Source organism: Tropicimonas sp. S265A (assembly GCF_049800835.1).
Taxonomy (GTDB): domain Bacteria; phylum Pseudomonadota; class Alphaproteobacteria; order Rhodobacterales; family Rhodobacteraceae; genus Dinoroseobacter.
On sequence record NZ_JBNAFU010000001.1, the window covers coordinates 608,664 to 632,288 of the forward strand.

The 23,625-nt window shown below is 64.0% G+C and carries 23 protein-coding genes; 13 read left to right on the forward strand and 10 right to left on the reverse strand.

The window, feature by feature from the left end; all coding sequences use genetic code 11:
* Positions 1-56: 56 nt before the first annotated feature.
* From ACP15N_RS03005 to ACP15N_RS03035, 7 genes are all read left to right on the forward strand, one after another.
* On the forward strand, positions 57-374 hold the full coding sequence (locus tag ACP15N_RS03005; protein ID WP_425090730.1) for a DUF1476 domain-containing protein: 318 nt from the start codon (positions 57-59) through the stop codon (positions 372-374).
* A 137-nt stretch (positions 375-511) separates the two neighbouring features.
* Positions 512-2,464, forward strand: a complete 1,953-nt coding sequence (locus ACP15N_RS03010; protein WP_425090731.1) for a phosphatidylglycerol lysyltransferase domain-containing protein — start codon at positions 512-514, stop codon at positions 2,462-2,464.
* Positions 2,465-2,550: 86 nt separating this feature from the next.
* Entirely contained in the window at positions 2,551-3,594 is a 1,044-nt protein-coding gene (bmt, locus tag ACP15N_RS03015; RefSeq protein ID WP_425090732.1) for a betaine--homocysteine S-methyltransferase, read from the forward strand.
* 120 nt (positions 3,595-3,714) lie between these two features.
* Positions 3,715-4,419 (forward strand): corrinoid protein, encoded by a 705-nt coding sequence (locus tag ACP15N_RS03020; RefSeq protein ID WP_425090733.1) that lies wholly within the window; start codon positions 3,715-3,717, stop codon positions 4,417-4,419.
* A gap of 59 nt (positions 4,420-4,478) precedes the next feature.
* On the forward strand, positions 4,479-4,661 hold the full coding sequence (locus ACP15N_RS03025; protein WP_425090734.1) for a hypothetical protein: 183 nt from the start codon (positions 4,479-4,481) through the stop codon (positions 4,659-4,661).
* Positions 4,662-4,667: 6 nt separating this feature from the next.
* Positions 4,668-5,300: a DUF1638 domain-containing protein gene (locus tag ACP15N_RS03030; protein WP_425090735.1), complete on the forward strand. Its 633-nt coding sequence runs from the start codon at positions 4,668-4,670 to the stop codon at positions 5,298-5,300.
* 34 nt (positions 5,301-5,334) lie between these two features.
* Positions 5,335-5,808, forward strand: a complete 474-nt coding sequence (locus ACP15N_RS03035; protein WP_425090736.1) for a PaaI family thioesterase — start codon at positions 5,335-5,337, stop codon at positions 5,806-5,808.
* On the opposite strand, the gene ACP15N_RS03040 is transcribed toward ACP15N_RS03035, so the two are convergent.
* From ACP15N_RS03040 to ACP15N_RS03050, 3 genes are all read right to left on the reverse strand, one after another.
* Positions 5,805-6,344, reverse strand: coding sequence for a hypothetical protein (locus tag ACP15N_RS03040; RefSeq protein WP_425090737.1), 540 nt, complete (start codon positions 6,342-6,344; stop codon positions 5,805-5,807). The genes ACP15N_RS03035 and ACP15N_RS03040 overlap by 4 nt on opposite strands.
* Positions 6,345-6,408: 64 nt before the next feature.
* On the reverse strand, positions 6,409-7,458 hold the full coding sequence (locus ACP15N_RS03045) for a DUF2235 domain-containing protein (protein ID WP_425090738.1): 1,050 nt from the start codon (positions 7,456-7,458) through the stop codon (positions 6,409-6,411).
* Between the two features lie 205 nt (positions 7,459-7,663).
* Positions 7,664-9,949 carry a xanthine dehydrogenase family protein molybdopterin-binding subunit gene (locus tag ACP15N_RS03050; RefSeq protein WP_425090739.1) on the reverse strand — a complete coding sequence of 762 codons (2,286 nt, stop codon included), beginning with the start codon at positions 9,947-9,949 and terminating at the stop codon, positions 7,664-7,666.
* A 125-nt stretch (positions 9,950-10,074) separates the two neighbouring features.
* Here ACP15N_RS03050 and ACP15N_RS03055 point away from each other — a divergent pair, with 125 nt between their 5' ends.
* From ACP15N_RS03055 to ACP15N_RS03065, 3 genes are all read left to right on the forward strand, one after another.
* Positions 10,075-13,239: a valine--tRNA ligase gene (locus ACP15N_RS03055; RefSeq protein ID WP_425090740.1), complete on the forward strand. Its 3,165-nt coding sequence runs from the start codon at positions 10,075-10,077 to the stop codon at positions 13,237-13,239.
* Between the two features lie 141 nt (positions 13,240-13,380).
* Positions 13,381-14,490 carry a pyridoxal phosphate-dependent aminotransferase gene (locus ACP15N_RS03060; protein ID WP_425091598.1) on the forward strand — a complete coding sequence of 370 codons (1,110 nt, stop codon included), beginning with the start codon at positions 13,381-13,383 and terminating at the stop codon, positions 14,488-14,490.
* A gap of 105 nt (positions 14,491-14,595) precedes the next feature.
* Complete coding sequence (locus ACP15N_RS03065) at positions 14,596-14,820, forward strand: hypothetical protein (RefSeq protein ID WP_425090741.1); 225 nt, start codon at positions 14,596-14,598, stop codon at positions 14,818-14,820.
* Here ACP15N_RS03065 and ACP15N_RS03070 read toward each other — a convergent pair.
* Complete coding sequence (locus ACP15N_RS03070) at positions 14,780-15,994, reverse strand: pyridoxal-phosphate-dependent aminotransferase family protein (protein WP_425090742.1); 1,215 nt, start codon at positions 15,992-15,994, stop codon at positions 14,780-14,782. The genes ACP15N_RS03065 and ACP15N_RS03070 overlap by 41 nt on opposite strands.
* A 55-nt stretch (positions 15,995-16,049) precedes the next feature.
* Positions 16,050-16,751 carry a glycosyltransferase gene (locus tag ACP15N_RS03075; protein ID WP_425090743.1) on the reverse strand — a complete coding sequence of 234 codons (702 nt, stop codon included), beginning with the start codon at positions 16,749-16,751 and terminating at the stop codon, positions 16,050-16,052.
* Between the two features lie 87 nt (positions 16,752-16,838).
* On the opposite strand from ACP15N_RS03075, the gene ACP15N_RS03080 reads away from it, so the two are divergent.
* A complete protein-coding gene (locus ACP15N_RS03080) occupies positions 16,839-17,621 on the forward strand; it encodes a YgfZ/GcvT domain-containing protein (protein WP_425090744.1) in 783 nt (260 codons plus the stop codon).
* A gap of 6 nt (positions 17,622-17,627) precedes the next feature.
* Here the strand turns inward: ACP15N_RS03080 and ACP15N_RS03085 are convergent, their stop codons facing one another.
* Together ACP15N_RS03085 and efp are read right to left on the reverse strand one after the other, a co-directional pair.
* On the reverse strand, positions 17,628-18,065 hold the full coding sequence (locus ACP15N_RS03085; RefSeq protein WP_425090745.1) for a DUF4399 domain-containing protein: 438 nt from the start codon (positions 18,063-18,065) through the stop codon (positions 17,628-17,630).
* A gap of 101 nt (positions 18,066-18,166) precedes the next feature.
* Entirely contained in the window at positions 18,167-18,730 is a 564-nt protein-coding gene (gene efp, locus ACP15N_RS03090) for an elongation factor P (RefSeq protein ID WP_425090746.1), read from the reverse strand.
* Positions 18,731-18,942: 212 nt separating this feature from the next.
* Here efp and ACP15N_RS03095 point away from each other — a divergent pair, with 212 nt between their 5' ends.
* Positions 18,943-19,263, forward strand: a complete 321-nt coding sequence (locus ACP15N_RS03095) for a DUF6280 family protein (RefSeq protein WP_425090747.1) — start codon at positions 18,943-18,945, stop codon at positions 19,261-19,263.
* 64 nt (positions 19,264-19,327) lie between these two features.
* Here ACP15N_RS03095 and ACP15N_RS03100 read toward each other — a convergent pair whose 3' ends face one another.
* Positions 19,328-19,897, reverse strand: coding sequence for a cobalamin biosynthesis protein CobQ (locus ACP15N_RS03100; RefSeq protein WP_425090748.1), 570 nt, complete (start codon positions 19,895-19,897; stop codon positions 19,328-19,330).
* Positions 19,898-19,955: 58 nt separating this feature from the next.
* Between ACP15N_RS03100 and ACP15N_RS03105 the strand changes: the two genes are divergently transcribed.
* Positions 19,956-21,416 carry a cobyric acid synthase gene (locus ACP15N_RS03105; protein ID WP_425090749.1) on the forward strand — a complete coding sequence of 487 codons (1,461 nt, stop codon included), beginning with the start codon at positions 19,956-19,958 and terminating at the stop codon, positions 21,414-21,416.
* On the opposite strand, the gene ACP15N_RS03110 is transcribed toward ACP15N_RS03105, so the two are convergent.
* Positions 21,407-22,147, reverse strand: a complete 741-nt coding sequence (locus ACP15N_RS03110) for a hypothetical protein (protein WP_425090750.1) — start codon at positions 22,145-22,147, stop codon at positions 21,407-21,409. The genes ACP15N_RS03105 and ACP15N_RS03110 overlap by 10 nt on opposite strands.
* Before the next feature lie 72 nt (positions 22,148-22,219).
* Entirely contained in the window at positions 22,220-23,590 is a 1,371-nt protein-coding gene (locus ACP15N_RS03115) for a TolC family outer membrane protein (protein ID WP_425090751.1), read from the reverse strand.
* Positions 23,591-23,625 lie beyond the last annotated feature (35 nt).

A 23,625-nucleotide genomic window follows, 5' to 3' on the forward strand; every position in this document is an offset into this window, starting at 1 on the left:
GCAATCCGTCCACGAGGTCATATGAACAGGACGAGACCAGCGCTAGGGGACCACATATGACCACATTCGACGACCGCGAAAGCGCCTTTGAGAACAAATTCGCCCATGACGCGGAAATGCAGTTCAAGGCGGATGCGCGCCGCAACAAGCTTCTGGGCCTGTGGGCCGCCGAACTGATGGGCAAGACCGGGTCCGAAGCCGATGACTATGCCCGTGAGGTCGTGAAGTCGGACTTCGAAGAGGCCGGGCACGAGGACGTCTATCGCAAGGTGTCCGGCGACCTTGGAACGCTTGCTGACGAGGCCACGATCCGCGCCAAGATGGCGGAGCTTCTGGTAGAAGCCAAAGCGCAGATCATGAGCGAAACAAGCTAAGGCCCGCGCGGCGACGCCGCGGCACGCATTAACCACACCCCAACTTGGCGGCCGCCGTTTAACGTGGCCGCAAGTTTCAGCCTGTAGCACGGACGTCCCGGTGGGATGGACCCGCGCCTTACAGGAAAAGGCCCAGAATGACACAGACGCCCCGACCCGACGGCCCCGATGGGCGCCGCGCATGCGCGCGCTTACCCGGTTTGCGCCAGATCCTGCCATTCGGTCTGGGCGCGCTGTGTTTGTGGCTCGTCGCGCAGCGGTGCGAAGGGGTCGGGCTGGCACAGATATTGACTGCGTTGGAGGCGTTGCCGATCACGGCCTGGATCCTTGCGGCGCTGGCCACGGCAGTCAGTTTTTGGGCTATAGGGCGCTACGACGTCGTGTTGCACCGTCATTTCCGCACCGGCCACGACCCGCGCGAAGCCGCCCGCGCCGGACGTGCAGCCATTGCCATCGGGCAAACCGTGGGGTTCGGTCTGGTCACCGGCGCGCTGGTGCGGTGGAAGTGGTTCGAACCACGCATGAGTGTTTGGGACGCCGCACGGTTGACGCTGGCTGTAACGGTTCTGTTCTTGCTGAGTTGGGGTCTCGTGACACTTGTGGCGCTGGCCTTCGTGCCGGTCTTGCCCGGCGGTCCCCTTTGGGCGCTGGCCGCAGCGGCGGCAGCTCTGGCCCTGTGCGCACTCAGCCTTGTGCAGCCGGCGGGCAGCCGGATGAAGTTTCGCTGGCCGTCCCTGCTTGCTGCCGCGCGCCTGCTGGTGCTGACCTTTGTAGATACTGTTTTCGCGGCACTGGCGCTTTGGGTGTTGCTGCCGGGCGCGGTCGATCTGGGCTTCGCACCGGTGTTTGCCGTCTATCTGCTGGCGCTTGGCGCGGCCCTGATCACCGGTACGCCCGGTGGGGTGGGCCCGTTCGAGGTGACCTTGCTGGCCTTTCTGCCCCAGGTCGCCGAGGCGGACCTGCTGGCAGCCTGCTTGGCGTTTCGCCTGATCTACTACGCCCTGCCCGCAACGGTTGCCGGAGCCAGCTTAACCTGGCGGCACCTGCACCCCATGGCCCCCGAACAACAGCCCGACACGACAGAGGCGATGCGGGCAGCCCTTGCGCACCCGCATGCCGAACTGCAACTCGCGCGTCAGCCGGAAAAGTACTTTGCCTGGTCACCCGAGCACCGCACGGGATGGGTGACTGAGCAGGCGGATCAGACGCTGATTGCCCTTTTCGACCCGCTGACCCCTGCCCCGGCAGCCACCCAGTTGGCGGTGCTCGCGGCAGCCGCTGCGGCGGCGGACCGTATACCGGTGCTTTACAAATGTGATCGGCGCATGGCTTCCGCAGCGCGCAATACGGGCTGGTCGGTCACGGCCGTCGCCGAGGATGCGCTCCTTGATCCGGCGACCTTCGATATGTCCGTGCGCGGCTGTAGGCAGGCACGGCGCAAACTGCGCAAGGCCGAACAGGCCGGGGTTGTTGCAAAGGGCGCACATGGACCATTACCGCTGACCGAGATGGCGCAGGTCGCCCGGACCTGGGCGGAAAGCGCAGGCGGCGAGCGCGGCTTTTCAATGAACCGCTTCGCAACCGCGCCGCTGAACGCGCAAAGGGTATTCCTCGCCAGATGGGAGGGGCGACTGGTGGCATTTGCGACGTTTCATGTCACGTCTACCGGTTGGGCGCTGGATCTGGTGCGCCAGACCGACACCGCCCCCGATGGGACGATGCACACTCTGATCCGCGCGGCGCTGGAGGCGGCGAAGGCTGCCGGTGTGACCCGGTTCTCGCTCGCGTCGGTTCCTGTTCAACCGGCGCCGGGGCCCGGTTTTGCCAAGCGTCTGCAACGCCTGCTGGTCGAGAAGAGCGGTGGCGCTGGCCTGCGCCAGTTCAAGGCGAGCTTCGGCCCCCGGTGGGAACGGCGGTACATGGCCGCACCTTCCGCCCCTGCCATGGCGCTTGGGGCGTGGGACATTATCGTTCGCGTGCGGCCGGGCCGCGCGCACCACACTGCGGGCCCCATTCTTCCCATCACGCAGCCCCGTCCCGCGAGCCTGCGCGCGCCTCATGAAGAACATGAGAATTATGAAATTGCCTGAGCCGCGCACGCGTGGCAGAAGGCACCATGTTCCAGACCCGCTCTGATCCCAGGGCGGGATTTGCCGTTTAGAGAGAAGGCCCGCACATGACCGCCGCGTCCCAAACACCGCAAGACCCGCTCTCCGCCCTGCTGGCGGACAAGGGGTATCTTCTGACCGACGGGGCCACGGGGACCACGCTGTTCAACATGGGGCTGTCGTCAGGCGACGCGCCGGAACTGTGGAACACGGATCACCCTGATCGGATCACGGCACTCTACCAGGGGGCGGTGGATGCCGGCTCCGACCTGTTTCTCACGAACTCGTTTGGCGGCAACGCCTCGCGTCTGAAACTGCATGACGCCCAGGACCGCGTGGCGGAGTTGAACCGCGCCGCCGCCGAGATAGGGCGCGAAGTGGCTGACAGGGCCGACCGCACCGTGATCGTGGCCGGCTCCATGGGCCCGACCGGCGAGATCATGGCGCCGATGGGCCCGCTGACCCACGAAATCGCAGTGGAGATGTTCCACGAACAGGCCGAAGGCCTGAAGGCCGGCGGCGCGGACGTGCTGTGGGTCGAGACGATCTCAGCCCCCGAGGAATACGCCGCAGCCGCGGAGGCCGCAAAACTGGCCGACATGCCCTGGGCCGGCACCATGAGCTTCGACACCGCCGGGAGGACGATGATGGGCGTGACCTCTGCCGATATGGTCCGCAACGTCGAGAAACTCGCGCATGGTCCGGTGGCGTTCGGGGCCAATTGCGGTGTCGGTGCGTCCGACCTGCTCCGCACGGTCCTGGGCTTTACCGCCGCCGGGCCGGAGCGTCCGGTCATCGCCAAGGGCAACGCAGGCATCCCGAAATATGTCGATGGGCACATCCACTACGATGGAACGCCCGAACTGATGGCGGAATACGCCCTGCTGGCGCGCGCGTCGGGGGCGTCGATCATCGGCGGGTGCTGCGGCACCACCGTCGAGCATCTACGTCACATGCGGGCCGCTCTGGACAGCAACCCGCTCCGCGCACGCCCCTCGCTTGAGGAAATCGCGACCGCGCTCGGGGGTTTTTCCTCCACCGATGACGGAACCGGCGAGGGTTCCGGCCCGACACGCACCCGCGCGCGCCCGGCCCGCCGCCGCCGCGCGTAGCCTGCAAACCCGTACAGAAGGTCGAAAAACCCGCTCACGATGTCGCAAACCACCGCGTTGACTCGTGTTTTTTCCGTTCACTCTGGCCTAGTGCCGACTGACCGAGCCGAAAGGTAAACCATGGCTGACGAAGAAGACGATATCATCCTGTCGGACCTGTCGGACGAAGATCTGACCCTGCAGATGCATGACGACCTTTATGACGGTCTGAAAGAAGAGATCGAGGAAGGCGTCAACATCCTGCTGGAACGCGGCTGGGCCCCTTACAAGGTCCTGACCGAAGCGCTTGTTGCGGGCATGACGATCGTCGGAAACGACTTCCGCGATGGCATCCTGTTCGTGCCCGAAGTTCTGCTGGCCGCCAATGCGATGAAGGGCGGGATGGCCATCCTGAAACCACTTCTGGCCGAAACCGGGGCGCCGCGTATGGGCAAGATGGTCATCGGCACGGTGAAGGGCGACATTCACGACATCGGCAAGAACCTGGTGTCCATGATGATGGAGGGCGCCGGGTTCGAAGTGGTCGATCTGGGCATCAACAACCCGGTCGAGAATTACATCGACGCCGCCAAACAGGAGGAAGCCGATATCATTGGCATGTCCGCCCTGCTGACGACGACCATGCCCTACATGAAAGTCGTGATCGACACGATGAAGGAACAGGGCATTCGCGAAAACTACATCGTAATGGTCGGCGGCGCCCCCCTGAACGAGGAATTCGGGCGTGCCATCGGCGCGGATGCCTATTGCCGGGATGCGGCGGTCGCGGTGGAAACGGCCAAGGACCTGATCGCGCGCAAACATAATCAGATGGCGGCGCATTAGGGACTTTTCCCGCCCCCGCCCCGTCCCCATATCCTGCAGGAGACATCTGGAGGTCACTCTTGCCACGTTCCCTGCTCTACACCCTGATCCTTGCGCCGCTCGCTGCGGCCGCGCTGACGGTCGCGATCGCGGCGGGGCTGTCTGATCGCGTTGCGCCCGGCGCTGGCGGCGGCCTGATGGCCTTGTCGCTTTTTGCGATGATCGCGGCGGTGGCGATCTGGGTACTGCGCCGCGCGCGGTGACGCCGGATGGAGCTGGATGACGCGCGCCTGACGGAAACCGGCCTGACCAGCCCGGAAACCGGGCAGGTTCTGCTGATTGCCTGCGGGGCACTGGCGCATGAGATCCTGGCGCTGATCCGCGCGAACGGCTGGGACCATCTGAGCCTGTCCTGTTTGCCCGCCAAGCTTCACCTGACCCCTGACGCACTGCCAGATGCGGTGGAAGACGCCGTTCGCCTAGCCGAGGACCGGTTCGACACCATCTTTGTCGTTTATGCCGATTGCGGCACTGGCGGGCTGTTGCAGGCGCGCTGCGCCGCGCTCGGCGTGGAAATGATCGAAGGGCCCCATTGCTACAGTTTCTTCGAAGGCAATGCGGCCTTCGCCGCCCGCGCAGATAGCGAGATGACCGCGTTCTACCTGACCGATTTTCTGGTGCGGCAGTTTGATGCCTTTGTCTGGCGTCCCCTTGGACTGGGCCGGCACCCGGAACTGCGCGACATGTATTTCGGGCATTACGACAGGCTGATTTACCAAGCGCAAACCGAAGCGCCGGAGCTCACGGCCAAGGCGCGGGACTGCGCGCGGCGCCTCGGGCTGCGCTTCGAACGGCGCAAGACCGGCTACGGAGACCTTGAGACTGCACTCGCGCAGCTCTGATCGCGCCAAAACCCGACCTGATACGGAAAAACCGATGTCTCAATCACCGCACGTTTCCCGCGAAGAGCTGTTGTCACTCAGCGGGCTGGAGTTCATGCAAGGAATGCAGGAAGGCACACTCCCTCCGCCACCCATTGCGGTGGAGATGGGGTACCACCTAACGGCGGTCGCCCCGGGCGCGGTGACATTCAGCGGGGCTCCGACAAGCGCCTACACGAACCCGATGGGCGGCGTGCATGGCGGTTGGTACGGCACATTGCTCGACAGCGCGATGGGCTGTGCAGTAATGACGGTTGTCCCGAGAGGGCGAATCTACACGACACTCGAATACAAGATCAACATCACCCGCGCGCTGCGACCGGGCGTCGAAATCAACGCCACAGCCAGCGTTGATCACGCGGGTCGGTCCACCGCGATTGCCCGAGGTGAAATCCGCGGCGTCGCGGACGGCAAGCTCTACGCCACCGGCTCGACCACCTGCATCATCATGGATGCATCCGCCCCCTAGGCGCCTTGCGGCGCATCGGCCACGTCGGCCCAGGGCACCGTAACGCGCGTGTGCTTGCGTGGCACCAGGGCACTCCTATCAACCAGCCGCCCCGACACCTCAAACGTTTCTGAGATGCGCACGATCAGCAGCTTGTTGAAGTGTCGGTCAAGCCGGACGGTGCAGGACTGCCGCGTGTTGTGCGGAACGAGGGTCTTGATCTCGACAAAATCCTTGCCGAGGCGCCCGTCCGACCCCATCGCGTAGCGTTTGTGCAACCGGATCCCGTAAGCCACGGCACCGTAGAGCTCGCCAATATCACCATAGAGGTTCAGATGCTGTCCCGTGGCCTCGAAATAGTCCCGGGCGAGCGAAAGCATGTCCAGAAAGAACGGCACGAGCGCGATGTCCGCCTTGGGAAACCGCTGCCTCAGATCAGCGTCCCTCTCCAGTTCGGCAAGTCTGCTGAAACTGTGGTCTTCCGCGTCGCCGAATTCCTCCCAGGAGATCCACTCATCATCGATCCAGATCGCATTGTGCGGGCCGAGGTCATCCAACAGACATCTCCTTTGCGCCCTGTCTGGCAGACGAGTTGGGGCAAATTGCGGCAGCGCAGCCCGATTACTGGGAAACGCGCCCCCGCGCGCGCAGGACCGAGGTCAAGACGCTTCGCCGCCCTTCTTCGCGCGCGGGCCCGCGGGCCGGATCCGTGTCCGGAACGCTGGGGTGAATGTGCTCGGACCGGTCCGAGCACACCACCCGCCTGCTTCGGTTCAGAAACAGCTTGCCCCAGCCCCGGTTCACCCCCACCGAGGGTGCCGTGACATCGCGGGGGTAGTCCGCGCGCCAGCCGCGCGGCAGATCGAGCCCACATGCCTCCGCCCGCTCCATCATCCAGACAAACGGAATGTTCGACAGCGGGCGCGCCGCATGGCAGCCGGTCAGTTGGCCGCCGATGTCGCCGTGACTTCCGCGGAACCAGACCTGCTCGGCATGACCCTCCCAGCCGGGCGGGCAGCGCCACAGAACCGGTTCGAACGCGCGACGCGTCTCGTGCAGGGCAAGCGCATGAAACCCGTGCCTGACAGCGTGCCCCAGCTGATCCGAATGAAACTCCGTCGCCATGGGAGCGATGCGCCAAAGGCCAGGCGCGCGGAGCCCCAAAGCCTTTACGGTATCCCACACGCCGACCATCTGAATGTCGACATCCCGCTGGCAATACTTCGCGGCAAACCGGTCCCCGTAGCGGCTGGACCGGTGCGCCTGATAGTAGCTGTAGACATATGAGATGAACCGGTCGGAGGCGATGTCGGGGCGCAGCAGCCCATACCGGTCGATCACCCCCGCCAGCGAGCGCACCGCGTACGCCCCGCGTGAATACCCCAACAGGAAAATCCGGTCGCCCGGGCGCCACCGGTGACACAGGAACTGATAGGCCCGCCGGATCTGCCGGTTGATCCCGATCCCGGCCATTACCTCCACCGTCTTGGCCCAGGACGGCCACTGGATACCCGGCTCGTAGAAGATCGTGGTGGTCCGACCCCGGCGCGCACGGATCAGCTTGTAGGCGAGACCGGCATTGGTTTCCTCCCCCGGCATGAGCGAGCTCAACGTCCCGTCAAGGATGACGATGTGATCTGTGCCGTGCTGCGTGTGGCGGTCGAATGCCATGGGGCTCCTCCAGAGGCCACGAGTGTGGACCGGGGCACGCGGCCTCTCCTAACACTATGGGGTCAGACGTGAATTTTCCGTCATCAATCCGTCACACGCGGCAACAAAGCCCCGTGAACCACTGTCATTGATCGCGACCGCGCCCATTCAAGCCTGCACGTCTCCGCGCCGCTGGCAGCGCGCGGCAGCGCGGTTTGGCCACCTCTCAGGCCGCGGTGCGCAGCATCTGCCAGACCCTGTGCGGCGTAAACGGCATGTCCACCTGCCGCACGCCCAGATCCCAGACCGCGTCCTGCACCGCGTTCGCAACAGCCGCCAACGCCCCGACGGTGCCCGCCTCGCCACAGCCTTTCATGCCGAAGATGTTGTTCTTGGACGGCACCGGCTCCGTGAAAAAGGCAATCATCGGAACGCCGTCCGCACGCGGCATCGCATAGTCCATGAAGGAGGCCGACAGAAGCTGCCCGGTTTCGTCGTAGACCACATGCTCCGTCACCGCCTGGCCGATCCCCTGCGCGACGCCCCCATGGACCTGCCCTTCGGCCAGACGCGGGTTCATCAAAGTGCCGAAATCATCGACCACCGTGTACCGGTCCAGCGTGAGCGTCCCGGTCTCGGGGTCGATTTCCAACTCCGCAACATGGGCACCATTGGGAAAGGACCGCCCCGGCAACGTTGCGCGGGCCTGCTGGTGCAGCAAGTCGGTCTGACCGGACGCGCGCGCAAGATCGGCAGCCTCCACCATTGTCAGGAACCTGTTGACCCCGGGCGCACGAAAGGCGCCGTCCTCGAACTTCACGGCGTCCGCATCCACGCCCAACTCACCGGCGACCAGCGGCGCAAAGGCCGCGATTGTCTCGTCCACAACCGCGCGCAATGCCGTGCCCTGCACGGTGACGGAACGCGATCCCCCGGTCCCGCCGCCCTGCGCGATCAGCGCGCTGTCACCCTGCACGATGACCACGCGGTCCGGATCGATCCCGGCCAATTCCCACAGGATCTGACGATAGACGGTTTCATGCCCCTGCCCATTCGACTGGGTTCCGACGCGCAGTTCGACCATCCCGTCATCCCGAAACAGCAATTGCGCGCCTTCACTCGGATCACCGAGGATCGCTTCGATATAATAACAAAGCCCCAGGCCGCGCAGCTTGCCGCGGGCCGCACTCTGCGCGCGTCGACCCGCGAACCCGGCCAGATCGGCTTCGACCTCCGCCCGGTCGAGCAGCCGCCCGAATTCACCGACGTCGTAAGTTTCGCCAGAGGGCGCGGTATAGGGCATGGCGTCGGGCGCGATGAAGTTCTTGCGCCGTAACGCCCACGGGTCGAGCCCAAGCGCGCGGGCCGCGTGGTCCATCGCCCGTTCCAGCGTATAGATCGCCTCGGGCCGCCCCGCGCCGCGATAGGCATCGACCTGCGTGGTGTTGGTATAGATGCCGCGCACACGCATATACGCCGTGCCGACGTCATAAACCCCCGTCATGACCTTGAGCGCAAGGTTGGTCTGGATCGCCTGCGCGAACTGCGAGTTGTACGCACCGAGGTTGTTCAGAACATCGGCGTGGAACGCGACGAGCTTGTGGTCGCCATCGAACCCCAACGTCACGTCGCTCACCAGATCACGGCCCGCATTGTCAGACAGCATCGCCTCCGTGCGCTCGGAAATCCACAAGCACGGACGGTTCAGCAGGCGCGCGGCGGCGGCGGTGACGAAATACTCCGGATAGCCCATCGATTTCATCCCGAACCCGCCGCCCACATCCGGCGTGGTCACGCGCACGGCGTCCTCGGCAAGTCCCAAATGGTGGCACAGTTGTCCCTTGATCGGCCAGACACCCTGCGCGCTGAGGCTGAGATGCAGCACCTCGTCCTCCATCTGCGCCCAGCACCCGCGCGGCTCCAGCGAATTGGCTATGATCCGGTTGTCCTCGACCCTGAGCGTCACGACATGGTCCGCCGATGCCAGCGCCGCCTCCGCCGCGCGCGGATCGCCGTGCGCCCAGTCATAGGCGACATTGTCCACCACGCCCGCATGCAGGTCTGCGCCCCCCGGCGCGCAATCGAGTTTGGCGTCGAGGTCGTCGATCTCCAGCACGATCGCCTCCGCCGCGTCCTGGGCCTGTGCGCGGGTGGTCGCAAACACCATCGCGACGGGTTCGCCCACGAACCGTACGCGCCCATCAGCCAGCAAGGGGCGCACCGGCCCCGCTCCCTTGGAACCGTCATGGTTTTGCACGCGCGTGCCAACCATTGGCAACTTGACACCGGCCTCAGACAACCGGTCTGCCGTCAGGATCAACGCCACACCCGGCATCGCCTCCGCAGCCGCGAGATCGAGGGTGGTCAGAGCCCCGTGCGCGACAGGGCTGCGCAGGACCACACCCCACAGTGCTTCCGACGGGGCGGTATCGGCTATGTATGCACCCTGCCCGGTCAAAAGGCGCTTGTCCTCAACCCGTGCGACAGACTGGCTGATCCCGAATTTTTCCATGGTACTGCTCCAGAGCTTCTTGGCTCGGACAGTAGGCCCGGGCGCGGCCCTGTCCAGTCGTCTCTCCCCTTCCCCTCCGGCCCGGCTTTGGGTATCCCGCACCCAAACCAAGGGGACACCGACAGATGCCGATGGAAAAGACCTTCGATGCCACCAGCGCCGAGCCGCGGATCACCAAAGCCTGGGAAGACGCAAACGCCTTTGCCGCAGGGGCGAACGCGTCGCGCGAAGAAACTTTCTGTGTAATGATCCCGCCCCCAAACGTGACCGGCAGCCTTCATATGGGGCACGCCTTCAACAACACCTTGCAGGACATTCTGGTGCGCTGGCACCGGATGCGCGGCTTCGACACGCTGTGGCAGCCCGGCACCGATCACGCGGGCATCGCGACCCAGATGGTCACAGAGCGGGAAATGGCCGCCAATGGCGAGCCGACCCGCGCCGAGATGGGACGCGCCAGGTTCCTGACCCGCGTGTGGGAGCAGAAGGTCAAATCCCGCGGCACGATCATTGGCCAGCTCAAGCGGCTTGGTGCGTCCTGCGACTGGTCCCGCGAGGCGTTCACCATGGGCGGCGCAGACGGCGACCCGGACGCGGGCAATGGCGCGCCGAACTTCCACGATGCGGTCATCAAGGTCTTTGTCGACCTGTACGACAAGGGGCTCATCTATCGCGGCAAGCGGCTGGTGAACTGGGACCCGAAATTCGAGACCGCAATCTCCGACCTGGAGGTCGAGAATATCGAGGTGACCGGCCACATGTGGCACTTCAAGTACCCGCTCGCTGGGGGGCAGACCTACACCTATATCGAGAAGGACGAGGACGGGAACGTCGTGCTGGAGGAAGAGCGCGACTACATCTCGATCGCAACGACACGGCCCGAGACGATGCTGGGGGACGGTGCCGTTGCCGTGCACCCGTCGGACACACGCTATGCGCCGATTGTCGGCAAGCTCTGCGAGATTCCGGTCGGGCCCAAGGAACACCGCCGCCTGATCCCGATCATCACCGACGACTACCCCGATCCCGACTTCGGCTCGGGTGCCGTGAAGATCACTGGCGCGCATGACTTCAACGACTATGGCGTGGCCCAACGCGGGGGCATCCCGATGTACCGGCTGATGAACACGCGCGCGCAGATGCGCGACGACGGTGCGCCTTATGCCGAGGCCGCAGCGGTCGCGATGGAGGTCGCTGAAGGCAAGCGGACGCTCACCGTGGCTGAAGCTGACGCGATCAATCTGGTCCCAGATGATCTGCGCGGCCTCGACCGGTTCGAGGCGCGCGAGGCCTTGGTGGACCAGATCACGTCCGAAGGTTTGGCGGTGATGATCCCGAACCCCGATCTTGATGAGATCGAAGCGCAGAGCGGCGACCAGCACGATGCGCCCAGCCACATCCCGATGGTAGAAAACAAGCCGATCATGCAGCCCTTTGGCGACCGCTCAAAGGTCGTGATCGAGCCGATGCTGACCGACCAGTGGTTTGTCGATGCCGAGAAAATCGTCGGCCCGGCGCTGGACAAGGTGCGCGATGGCTCTGTCAAGATCCTGCCTGAGAGCGGCGAGAAGGTCTATTACCACTGGCTGGAAAATATCGAGCCGTGGACGATCTCGCGCCAGTTGTGGTGGGGGCACCAGATCCCGGTCTGGTATGGGTTTGACCTGAGTGGCGAAGGATTTGTCGACGACGAGGGCGATGGCGCGCTCGACGAGGTGGAGATCATGCGCCTCTTGTCCGAACAATCGCTTTTGAACGGCGATGAGCGTCACCATTGCGCGCCGGATATCGATGCGGTGCGCGCGCAGTTCGACGATGTTCTGGCCACGTTGCCGACACCGCTGAACCATGCCCGCGTGGTCGAGGTCGACGATCGCAATGCAGCACTGCATGCGATTGCCGAGGCGTTGGCGAAATATACGCTCAGCCAGGATCCGACCGACCTGATCTATCCGATCTGGCGAGACCCGGACGTGCTGGACACGTGGTTCTCCTCCGGTCTCTGGCCCATCGGCACGCTCGGCTGGCCCGAGGACACGCCGGAACTGGCCAAGTACTTCCCGACCTCCACCTTGATCACCGGGCAGGACATCCTGTTCTTCTGGGTGGCGCGGATGATGATGATGCAGCTGGCCGTGACAGGTCAGGTGCCGTTCCACGAAGTGTATTTGCACGGCCTTGTCCGCGACGCCAAGGGCAAGAAGATGTCCAAATCCGTCGGCAACGTCGTCGACCCGCTGGAGGTGATCGACGAGTTCGGCGCCGACGCGCTGCGGTTCTCGTCCGCCGCGATGGCCGCCCTCGGCGGTGTGCTGAAACTCGATATGGAGCGGATCAAGGGATACCGGAACTTCACGACGAAGCTCTGGAACGCCACGCGTTTTGCCGAGATGAACGGTGTGTTCGATGCCACCGCCCCGCGCACAGCCGCGGCGCGGTCGAAGGCGGACGCAACGCAGACCGTCAACCGCTGGATCGTGGGCGAGACGGCCAAGGTTCGCGAGGTCGTCGATGATGCCCTGGCGCATTACCGCTTCAACGATGCAGCCAACGCGCTCTACGCGTTCGTCTGGGGCAAGGTTTGCGACTGGTACCTGGAACTGTCCAAACCGCTCTTCTCGTCCAAAGATGCCGCTGTTGTTTCTGAAACGCGCGAGACGATGGCCTGGGTTCTGGACCAGTGCTTTGTCTTGCTGCATCCGATCACGCCTTTCATTACCGAGGAACTCTGGGCCCTGACTGCCAAACGCGAAAAGATGTGCGTGCATGCCGACTGGCCGACCTATACCAGCGCCGATCTGGTGGACCCGGCAGCGGATCGCGAGATGAACTGGGTGATTGACCTGATCGAGCAGGTCCGGTCCGTGCGCGCGCAGATGCGCGTGCCGGCGGGGCTCTACGTGCCGGTTGTTCAGCTTGAGCTTGACGACGCGGGCAAGGCGGCCTTCGCCAATAGCGAGACGCTGATCAAAAGGCTTGCGCGGATCGAAGGGGTCACGGAGATGTCCGAACCGCCCAAGGGGGCGCTGACCATCGCGGTGGATGGCGGCACATTCGCGCTGCCGCTTGCGGACATCATCGATGTGGCCGAGGAAAAGGCGCGGCTGGAGAAAACCGTGGCCAAGTTGCAAAAGGAACTGGGCGGGCTGCGCGGGCGTCTGGGCAACGAGAAGTTCCTCGCCTCCGCCCCGGCGGAAGTGGTGACCGAGAACCGCGAACGGCTTGCGTCGGGCGACGAGGAACTGGCAACGCTCAAGGCGGCGCTCGCCCGGTTGGCTGAGGTGGGCTGACGCGCGATGCTGTTTCAACGCGCCCTATTGAGGCGCAAGCCTCTGTTTCTTTTGTGCAAAAATACCTGAGACACGGCGCTTGCCACACGCGCCGCGCCCCCATTGCGCGCTCCCGCCTCGCAGGCTTTACTTGGGCCCATGATCGACCAACCGCCCCTGACACCGCTTGTCGCCGGCCTGCCTGCCACCGTCCCGTTCATCGGCCCGGAAACGCAGGAACGCGCATCGGGACGCGCGTTCGTGGCCCGGCTTGGCGCGAACGAGAGCGCGTTTGGTCCGTCCCCGCGCGCGATCGCGGCCATGCACCTGGCCGCAAACGAGGTCTGGATGTACGGGGACCCCGAAGGTTTTGACCTGCGCGCGGACATCGCGGCGAATCATGGGATCCCGCGTGCGCATGTCGTGCTTGGCGAAGGGATCGACGGGCTGCTCGGCACGCTGGTGCGGATGCTGATCGCTCCGGGCGACGCGGTGGTCACATCTGCCGGGGCCTACCCGACATTCAACTACCATGTCACGGGTTACGGCGGTGCCCTGCATAGCGTCCCCTACCGTGCCGACCACGCGGACCCGGACGCGTTGGCGGCAAAAGCCCACGAGGTCGGGGCAAGGCTTGTCTACCTTGCCAACCCGGACAATCCGATGGGCAGCTGGCACTCCGGTGCGCGGATCGCGACACTGCTTGATGCGCTGCCCGAAAAGTGTCTGCTGGTGCTGGACGAGGCGTATATCGAGTTCGCCCCCGGGGGAACATCGCCGCACGTTGCTGCGGATGACATGCGGCTGGTTCGGATGCGGACGTTTTCCAAGGCGTACGGGTTGGCTGGGCTGCGCATCGGCTATGCGCTGGGGGCCGCACCGCTGATCTCCGCTTTCGACCGGGTGCGCGCACATTTCGGGGTCGGGCGGCTGGCGCAGGCCGCAGCCCGCGCGGCGCTTGCGGATCAAGACTATCTGGCTTCAGTGGTGCGCCGAACCGAAGCCGCCCGCGTGCGGATTGCCGACATCGGCGCGGCCTCGGGTCTACAGGCTCTGGCCTCGGCTACCAACTTTGTCACATTGGACTGCGGCGGTGATGGCGCCCTTGCGCGGCGCTGCGTATCGGAACTGGCCGCCCGTGACGTCTTTGTCAGAATGCCGGGCATCGCGCCGCTGGATCGGTGTATCCGCATCTCTGCGGCGCCACCTCCGATGCTCGATCTGCTGCAAGACCGGCTTGCGGAGGCTGTGCATGCCGCAAAATCGAGCTAAGCTCTCATTTGCGGATGCATATTGTCGCAGATACACGCCAGCACCGCGCACCGAATTGCTAGTCTCACACCGGTGAGACCGACTGCAGACGACAGGAGACGCGCCATGTCCGAAAACCGAAAGATTGGCCGGGTAGAGGATTTTACCACCCCGTTCCTCGTGGCGTTCTGCATCGTGCTCTTTTGCGTGCTTGGGTTTGTCTGGGCGCTTTACGGGTTCCTGCCCGCACTCGCGGTTGCCTATGTCCTTGATCAGATCTTTCGTCGCAAACCGCTGCATCAGAATGGTCTCAAGCCGACCGATTGGAGCCCCCCGCACAAACCCGAGTAGCGGCCTCTAGCGCGCCATCGCCATGGGGCAGGCCAAGGGCCTTGAGCCCGGCGTCGATCGCCCCGAGCCCGCCGATGACCATATGCGTGTTCACGTGCCCCATGTGACCAATACGGAAAAACCCGTGCCATGCCGGATCGCCCGGAGGGGCCATGCCCAACCCGATCCCAAGCGTCACGCCCGCATTATCCGTGACCCAGTCGCGCAGGGCGGTCGCATTTGGGGCCTCCATCCGCACCGCCGTGACCGCATGGCTACGATGCGCACGGTCGGTCATATTGCACGCAATGGCACCCCCCTGTCCCCATGCCTCCAGCGCCGCCCAGACGGCCCGTGCGAGGGTCGCATGACGGGCCAGCACGGCCTCCAGCCCCTCCTCTTCCAGGATCATCGTCAGCGCCTCGCGCAGGCCAAAAAGGTGATGGGTCGGCGCCGTGCCACAGAAATACTGGTAGAACGCCTCGGGGTTGCTGCGCGGGATCCAGTCCCAATAGCTTGAGACCCGCGCCAACTCCGCCCGGCGGGCGGCGGCCTTGTCGTTGAAAAAGACAAAACACATGCCCGGCGGCGTCATCAGACCCTTCTGGCAGCCGGCAACCATGACGTCGACGCCCCAGTCGTCCATGCGAAAATCATCGCAGGCCAGGCAGGCGATACAGTCGACTATCAAAAGGCCCGGATGACCGGCGGCGTCCATCGCCGCGCGGATCGAGGGAATGTCGTTACGCACCGAGGTTGCGGTGTCGACCTGTACGGTCAGCACGGCGCGGATCTCGCCACGCGTGTCAGCGCTCAAGCGGGCCTCGATCTGCGAAGCGTCAACCGTGTCCCGATCCCCGAAGTCGAGGATCTCTGCCTCGACCCCCAGCGCCTCGGCCATCGCGGCCCAGCTTTTGGCGAACATGCCCGTCGCCAGCACGAGCGCCTTGTCGCCCGGGGCCAGCGTATTCGCGAGGGAGGCCTCCCACGCCGCGTGCCCGTTGCCGATGTAGATCGCGACCCTGCCGGACGATTTCGCCACGCGGTTCAGATCCGGCACGACGCTTTCGACAAGGTCGACCAACGCGCCGGTATAGATGTTCGGCGCGGGCCGGTGCATGGCCTGCAAGACCCTGTCGGGCATGACCGATGGGCCGGGGATGGCAAGGTAGTGACGACCGTTGGCGAGGGGCATTAAGAGGCTCCGGAACAGGGCAACGTCCCGAGACGTATCAGGCCGCGCCGCCGCGTCAATCCTGTGGGGGGCGCGAGCGCCCGGAATAGGCCGCCGCAAGCTGTGCCGGGTCCGCACCCGCGAAAAAACGCGCCAGCAACGAGAGATTCCGCACCCCGCGCCACAGCCACCCCTCGCGCTGGTATCGATCGGCGGATGTTCTTGCCACGACCCCCAGCGGGGCGAGCCGCCCCTTGAGCGCCCGCGACAGCGCGACATCCTCCATCAACGGCAGGTCTGGATACCCCCCCACTTTCTCCAGCAGGGTCTGGTGCACAAGCAGCGCCTGATCTCCGTAGGGCAGCCCGAAGACGCGACTGCGCAGATTGGCCCACCGTGCCACGATCCGAGGCGCAGGCCCACGCGCATCGAAAGACAGCGTCCCGTAGCGCGCAATGTCGGGGGTGGCAAAGGCCTCCGCCACAGCGAGCGACCACCCCGGCGACAGAACCGTGTCAGCGTGCAGGACAAGAATCCACGGGCAGTGCGCGGCGGCAATGCCCCGCGCAACCTGCCCGCCGCGCCCGGGCGCCCCGGTCAGCCACACGGCCCCGGCGGCATCGGCCACGCGTTTCGTTTCGTCCGTGGAGCCGCCATCCGACAGAATTAGTTGCGAGATCACGCCGTTCTCCAACCCTTCTGCCAGCGCCGGCAAACTGCGCGCCAGGCCGGGGGCTGCATTCAAAACCGGCATCACGATGGAGAGCGGGGCGGGCATTGGGTCAGCCTTTGCGAAATCTGGAACAACGGATTGCATCGCGCCCGCGAACCTATATGTGAGCCTAGGACAGGATGGGAGGCAAAAGTGCCACAAACCGAAACAACCACCCCCCCCGAAGCCGCCCCCGACCGCAAGATCATCGCCCTGTCCGGCACGGACGCGCGGAAGTTTCTGCAAGGCATGATTACCAACGACGTGTCCGGTGACGCAGACGCGCTTGTCTACGCAGCACTCTTGTCTCCGCAGGGCAAGTATCTGGCGGATTTCTTCGTCGTTCCGGCAGGGGACGACATCTGGCTGGATGTGGACGCGGACCAGGCCGACGGGCTTCTGAAGCGGCTGACAATGTTCAAGCTACGCGCGGACGTGACGCTTGAGTTGACAGACATACCGGTGGCCATGGGGCTTGGGCCGGTGCCGGAGGGCGCCTATGCAGACCCGCGGCACGCCGCCCTCGGCTGGCGCATGTACGGCGTTGACGGTGGCCCGCAAACCACGGATTGGGCCGCGCTCAGGGTGGCGCACGCGGTGCCACAGGCCGGGGTGGAGTTGATCCCGAACGACAGTTTCATCCTTGAGATGGGGTTCGAACGCCTGCACGGCGTGGACTTCAAGAAGGGCTGTTACGTCGGCCAGGAGGTGACTGCACGGATGAAACACAAGACCGAATTGCGCAAAGGCCTTGTGCGGGTCTCTGTTCAGGGCAGCGCTCCTGCGGGAACAGAGATTATCAACAACGGCAAGCCAGCGGGCACGCTGTTCACGCAAGCGGGGGACGCCGCATTGGCGTTTCTGCGCTTCGACCGGGCCGAGGGGGAACTGACAGCAGGCGCTGCCACGCTGTCCCGCCTGCCCGACCCGGACTGACCCGCGTTATTCCACGGTGACGGTGATCACCTCGGTCATGATGGGCGGATCATGGGGCACATGGTTCATGTCGCCCAGAACCAGTTGCATCGTGTGCGTCCCCGCAGGCAGGTCGAGCGTCACCTGCGTCTGCCCTCCGCCGAAATGGATGTGATTGTCATCGGCGGGCAAACCGTACAGCAACTCCTCTGCGCCATCGGGGCCTTCGCCAAGCGGCGGGCGGTTCAGCAACAGGTGATGGTGGCCGGTCTTGGCGTTTTCAGTCCCGGCAGGGGCCACCCCCATACCTTCGAGGCCAAAGATGATGGTCACCGGCGTCGAGACGGTGTCCCCGTCGCTGAGGTTGACGAAATAGACCGCGGCGCCCTCGGGCGCGGGCGTGTCCCCCGCCAGAGCCGCTACTGGTGCGAGCGCAACAAGGGCTGCGAGTGCAAAAGATTTCATGAAATATCCTCCCAGAGCTGGGCGCGCGAGCGCCGTCTGAAAGGAATGATAGGTGCAGAGCGGGCCAAGTCACTAGAAACCGGCCCGTTTCCGCGCAGCCTTTACGCGCGTTCGGCGTATTCCATGGCCTCGGTGTTGACGACAATGTCCTCATCCTGCCCGACGAAGGGCGGCACCATGACCTTGATCCCGTTGTCCAGGAGCGCGGGCTTGAAGCTATTGGCTGCTGTCTGGCCTTTGACGACGGGTTCCGTCTCGACCACCTTGCAGACGACTTTCTGGGGCAAGGTCGCACTGAGCGCCTCTGACTCGTAATACTCGATGACAATGGTCATCCCGTCCTGCAGGAACGGGCGGCGCTCACCCAGGATATCGGCAGGAAGTTCGATCTGTTCGTAGGTCTCATTGTCCATGAACACGAGCATGCCGTCATTCTCGTACAGGAACTGCTGGTCCTTCTGTTCAAGGCGGACCTTTTCCACCTTGTCGGCGGACCGGAAACGCTCGTTCAGTTTGGACCCGTTGCGCAGGTTCTTCAGCTCGACCTGGGCAAACGCCCCGCCCTTGCCCGGTTTGACATGCTCGACTTTCACGGCGGCCCACAAGCCGTCGTTGTGCTCCAACACGTTGCCGGGACGAATTTCGTTACCGTTGATCTTTGGCATGAGGCAAAACCTGGGCAAAAGGTTGATAGAAGTTTGCCGGTTCCTATATCTGGCGGACCGCCACGTGACAAGCCGCAGCAATTTGGGTCGTTGCAGATTTAGCTATGCGCCAAGCGCATATCTGGTATTCCTAAATCGCACCCCAGAATCGTTTCGAAATCGTCATATTCGGCGCTACGCCAAAAAGACAAGAGCAATAATAAGGAAACCATATGGCCGACTTCGTCGACGCATCAGCGTTCAACTACGAACAGGGCCAGCGGGCACGGAAGCTTTTTGCCGCCGTTGTTCTCGCTGCACTGGACGATGCGATTGCTGATGACAAGAAATACGGGAATGGGCCCGAACAGATCGCCCGATGGGCGCGCTCGCGCGACGGGCGCGAAGTGCTGTCCTGTGCCGGGATCGACCCGAACGAGCGGGTTGTGAAGGGTCTGATGGAATTCGTTGGTCAGGGTGTTCGCACCTCTGTCGCGTTGTCGCGCGAAGAGAGCGAGCGTCGCAACGCCGCACAGCAGGCAGAAGCCGCTTAAGCATTCCCCTGTTTTTCCGGATAAAAACGCGCGCCACCACTCGGCGCGCGTTTTTTCTTGCGCATCAGAAAAACAGCAACCATTGCCGGATCACCCATAATTCCGCCGCCATCAGCACGCTGAATACGAAGCGCGCGGTCCAGCTGCGAAATCTGCGCCACAGCAAGACAACGAGGGCGAGGCACGCTGCCCCTTCGATCGGCGCGACGAGCCGGGCGTACCGGGTACTGTCCCAGTAACTGACTGGGCTTTCGAACACCCACATCGAGAACGGCCAGAAATGCGGCCGCCCGTCATCGTGATGCAACGGCAAGTCGAGCAGCAGATGCAGCAAAGCCGCCCCGGCGAATGCGAACACCTCGGGCCTCTTTGCCCAGAACCCGGCACAAGCGACCAATGTCCAGAGCGGGATCGAGTTGTCGATGGCAAACACCTGCCGCCATTCGGGTGAGAAGTAGAGGTCATCAAAAATGATTTGCGGCGGAACCTGCTGCACCAGCATCGCCCATGCCACCAGCACATAAAGCGACAGGTCCGGAAACAACGCGCCAGCCAGCGCCGCAAGCGTGATGCTGCGGGCGTGGGGTTTTGCAAAGAACCCGGCCCCGAAAATCAGATGCGCAGGTGTGTTCATCCGCTCTTGTCCTTTGCCTGCCTCACCGTTTAGCACAGAGCTAACGCGCGGAGGCTTCATGGCAAAAACCATTATGATTCAGGGTGCTGGATCGAATGTCGGCAAATCGCTGTTTGTTGCGGGCCTGGCGCGGGCCTTTGCGCGGCGCGGGATGGCCGTGCGCCCGTTCAAACCGCAGAACATGTCCAACAATGCCGCCGTGACCGTCGATGGCGGAGAGATCGGGCGGGCGCAGGCCTTGCAGGCGCGGGCAGCGGGCGTGCCCGCTGTCACGGACATGAACCCCGTGCTTCTCAAGCCCGAAACCGATACCGGAGCGCAGGTGATCGTCCAGGGTAAACGCTTCGCCACGCTACGGGCACGAGACTACGCCAAGGCCAAGCCGCACCTTCTGGCCCCGGCTGTCGAGAGTTTCCGTCGCCTCGCGGCGCAGGCGGATTTGGTCCTGATCGAAGGTGCGGGCAGCCCGGCAGAAATCAACCTGCGCGCGGGCGATATCGCCAATATGGGATTTGCCGAAGCCGTCGGCGCGCCGGTTGTTCTGGTCGGGGACATTGATCGCGGGGGGGTGATTGCGCAGCTTGTGGGCACACAGGTGATCCTGCCCAAGGAAGATCGCGATCGCATAAAAGGCTTTGCAATCAACAAGTTTCGCGGCGACGTGAGCCTGTTTGATGACGGCATGAGTGCGATTGCCACGCAGACGGGCTGGGCGGCAATCGGTGTGCTGCCCTGGTTTGCCGACGCGTGGCGGTTACCGGCTGAGGATGTGATGGACCTCAGGTCGCGGCCCGGGGTCGGCCTCAAGGTCGCGGTGCCAAGGCTGAACCGTATCGCGAATTTCGACGATCTCGATCCCTTGACCGCAGAGCCCGGCGTGGACGTGCAGATCATCGAGGCCGGACGCCCCCTGCCCGGCGATGCGGATCTGGTTCTGATCCCGGGCTCGAAATCCACCATCGCCGATCTGGCCCATTTTCGCGCGCAAGGCTGGGACGTTGACCTGCAGGCCCATGTGCGGCGCGGCGGGCATGTGATTGGCCTTTGCGGCGGGTACCAGATGCTCGGGGTGCGGTTGCGCGACCCCGACGGGATCGAAGGAAGTGCAGCGGACGTACCCGGCTTGGGCCTGCTGGACATCGAAACGGAAATGCGCCCGGAAAAACATGTGCGCGCGGTCTCCGGCCACGACATCGAAAACGACACCCCGGTCGCGGGTTACGAAATTCATCTGGGGGAGACCTCTGGTCCGGATTGCGCCCGCCCCTGGCTTGAGATTTCAGGACAGCCAGCAGGCGCGACATCCGCCACAGGACAAGTGCGTGGATGTTACGTGCACGGCCTGTTCGCCTCAGACGCGTTCCGGGCCGCGACCCTCAAGCGCTTGGGCGGCAAGACGCAGCTTGACGGGTACGAGGCCAGCGTGGACGACACGTTGGACGCTTTGGCCGAGCATATGGCACAGCACCTCGACCTTGACGGGTTGCTCAGCCTCGCATCCGCGCCGGTTTATCGATAACCCATCTGCTCCACCTGAAGCGCACGGTTGATTTCCTGTCGAACGAGTTTGCGCACGCGGGAAGATATCTGGCTGCCGAGTTCGCCGCGCAGTTCTTCGTGGACGATGCCGATAACCAGTGCACGCAGAGTTTCCGCATCGATATAGCCATCGTCGTCCAGAATATCGGCCTCGTCCTCGGCACCAACCGCACCGTGCAGCGCATTGCGCACAGAGTCGGCCACAGCATCACGCACGACTTTTTCCAAAGTGGGTTTCGCGTCCGCTTCGGAAAGATCCGAATCCTCCGAATAGCCCTGCCGTGCAGCGGGCGCGGCCGGGTGCGCCACGCGCCCCGGATCAGGGGCGCGAACACGAAAGTCTTCGGTCAGTAGCAACTTGCACAGGGTCGCCCCAGAACCCGCGTTCGCTGAAGCTACGGCGCGTGGCTCGGCAGCAGCGATCGGCGCGGTCAGCAGCTTTGGCTTTGCAGCCTCTGCTGCGGCCGCGTCGGCGCGCTCTTTCATTTGCTTTTCAAAACGCTCGCAGGCCTCAAGCAGAGCCGCTGTGCGGCGTTCGCGCGCCGCTCGGGCCTGCGCTTGATGGGCTGAGTAGACCGGGGGGCGTTCCGCCGATTGCGCACCCGTCACCCTTGCCGTGGACGCCTCATCGACACCGTTTTCTTCAGCAACGATCCGACGGATCGACGCCAGCACGTCTTCTGTAGTTTCACCAGGGAACGCAGTGGACATCATTACCTCATTCTCACCACTAGATAGAGTAGGAGGAATGACCCGCGCACACAAGACTAACGTAAGGAATGTTTATTGCTGACCAATGCTCTCCAACACCCGGTCCAGACGCGCGCCCTGTGTGCTCGTCGCCGGTGCATCCTTGACCGCATTGAAGTAGACGCTCGGATCGTAGGTGGGTACCGGCAAGCCCAAGTAATCAACCGTCAAAAGCCCCATGGCCCGCAGCAGGTCATACACGGACTGGACCGCTGCGATTTCGGCTGACACCTGCGTTGTACGCGCATCCAGCAGTTCCTGTTCCGCATCGAGGACATCAAGCGTTGTCCGTTCGCCGACCCGTTGTTGCTCCTGCACGCCTTCGAATGCGATCTGTGCCGCCTCGACCTGGCGAACCGAAGCTTCGATCACGGCGCGCGCAACCTGTACATTGGCCCAGTTCGTTCCAACCGAGCGACGAATATCCAGAACCGCCTGATTGAGTTGGGCGCGTTCAACTTCCGTACGGGCAAGCGCCTGGCGATACTGCGCACTGATCGCGCCGCCCTGATAGATCGGACCACGCAGGTTAAGGCTCAGTGCGCTATCGGTCGAGTCGCTGGCGTCGTCGCGCCAGTTGCGCGTGACGTCCGCCTGCAGGTTGATCGTCGGTGTGATGCCGCGCTGCGCCGACTCGGCTGTCAGTTCCGACGCGCGCACACTGCGTTGCGCCGACAGGATGGACGGGTGCCGCGTCACGCCGATCGACGACGCTTCCTCCACCGAGCCGGGGATGCTCGGGGCCGCCGGTGGGCGCGCCAGATTGACGGGAAATGCGCCTGTGACAGCACGGTAGAATTCGCGCGCTGCCGCGAGGTCGCCAAGCGCCAGCGAGAGGTTGGAATTGGCCTCGGCGAGACGGGCTTCGGCCTGTGCAACGTCAGTGCTCGTCCCCTCGCCCACTTCGAACCGGTCACGAGCGGCCCGCAACTGCTCGGAAATCACGCGAACGTTGTTGCGGCGCAGATCGACGGTCTCAAGCGCCAGCCGCACGTCGAGAAATGCCTGCACGCCAAGCTGCAAAACATCCTGTTCAATGTCGCGCAGGGCCTCGCGTGTGGCGAGCACAACTTCCTTCGACGCCTCGATATCAAGTCGCGACCGACCGAAATCATAGAGCAGCCACGTCGCCGACAGCCCGATCCCGGTATTGTCCGTTTCGATATCGCGGTTGTCCGACCAGGTATATGACCCGATGTAATCGAGGACCGGGCGCAGCCGCGACACCGCCAGCGCAACATCTTCATCAGCAGCCCGAAGCAACGCCCGGTTCTGCTCAAGCAACTGGCTGGTCTTGTATGCCTCCACCAGCGTGTCTGTCAGCGTCTGGGCCGGAGCGGCCAGCGCGTTGGTGGCCACAATGGCAAGGCCCAGTCCTGCGGCGCGAATGGTGCGGATGAACACTGCGTTTACCTCTGCTGCGATGCATGGTTTTTGAT

Coding starts and splice junctions, on each gene's coding strand:
- ACP15N_RS03005 (WP_425090730.1), top strand. CDS start 57: ATGACCACATTCGACGACCGCGAAAGCGCCTTTGAGAACAAATTCGCC.
- ACP15N_RS03010 (WP_425090731.1), top strand. CDS start 512: ATGACACAGACGCCCCGACCCGACGGCCCCGATGGGCGCCGCGCATGC.
- bmt (WP_425090732.1), top strand. CDS start 2,551: ATGACCGCCGCGTCCCAAACACCGCAAGACCCGCTCTCCGCCCTGCTG.
- ACP15N_RS03020 (WP_425090733.1), top strand. CDS start 3,715: ATGGCTGACGAAGAAGACGATATCATCCTGTCGGACCTGTCGGACGAA.
- ACP15N_RS03030 (WP_425090735.1), top strand. CDS start 4,668: ATGGAGCTGGATGACGCGCGCCTGACGGAAACCGGCCTGACCAGCCCG.
- ACP15N_RS03035 (WP_425090736.1), top strand. CDS start 5,335: ATGTCTCAATCACCGCACGTTTCCCGCGAAGAGCTGTTGTCACTCAGC.
- ACP15N_RS03045 (WP_425090738.1), bottom strand. CDS start 7,458: ATGGCATTCGACCGCCACACGCAGCACGGCACAGATCACATCGTCATC.
- ACP15N_RS03050 (WP_425090739.1), bottom strand. CDS start 9,949: ATGGAAAAATTCGGGATCAGCCAGTCTGTCGCACGGGTTGAGGACAAG.
- ACP15N_RS03055 (WP_425090740.1), top strand. CDS start 10,075: ATGCCGATGGAAAAGACCTTCGATGCCACCAGCGCCGAGCCGCGGATC.
- ACP15N_RS03065 (WP_425090741.1), top strand. CDS start 14,596: ATGTCCGAAAACCGAAAGATTGGCCGGGTAGAGGATTTTACCACCCCG.
- ACP15N_RS03070 (WP_425090742.1), bottom strand. CDS start 15,994: ATGCCCCTCGCCAACGGTCGTCACTACCTTGCCATCCCCGGCCCATCG.
- ACP15N_RS03075 (WP_425090743.1), bottom strand. CDS start 16,751: ATGCCCGCCCCGCTCTCCATCGTGATGCCGGTTTTGAATGCAGCCCCC.
- ACP15N_RS03085 (WP_425090745.1), bottom strand. CDS start 18,065: ATGAAATCTTTTGCACTCGCAGCCCTTGTTGCGCTCGCACCAGTAGCG.
- efp (WP_425090746.1), bottom strand. CDS start 18,730: ATGCCAAAGATCAACGGTAACGAAATTCGTCCCGGCAACGTGTTGGAG.
- ACP15N_RS03095 (WP_425090747.1), top strand. CDS start 18,943: ATGGCCGACTTCGTCGACGCATCAGCGTTCAACTACGAACAGGGCCAG.
- ACP15N_RS03100 (WP_425090748.1), bottom strand. CDS start 19,897: ATGAACACACCTGCGCATCTGATTTTCGGGGCCGGGTTCTTTGCAAAA.
- ACP15N_RS03105 (WP_425090749.1), top strand. CDS start 19,956: ATGGCAAAAACCATTATGATTCAGGGTGCTGGATCGAATGTCGGCAAA.
- ACP15N_RS03110 (WP_425090750.1), bottom strand. CDS start 22,147: ATGTCCACTGCGTTCCCTGGTGAAACTACAGAAGACGTGCTGGCGTCG.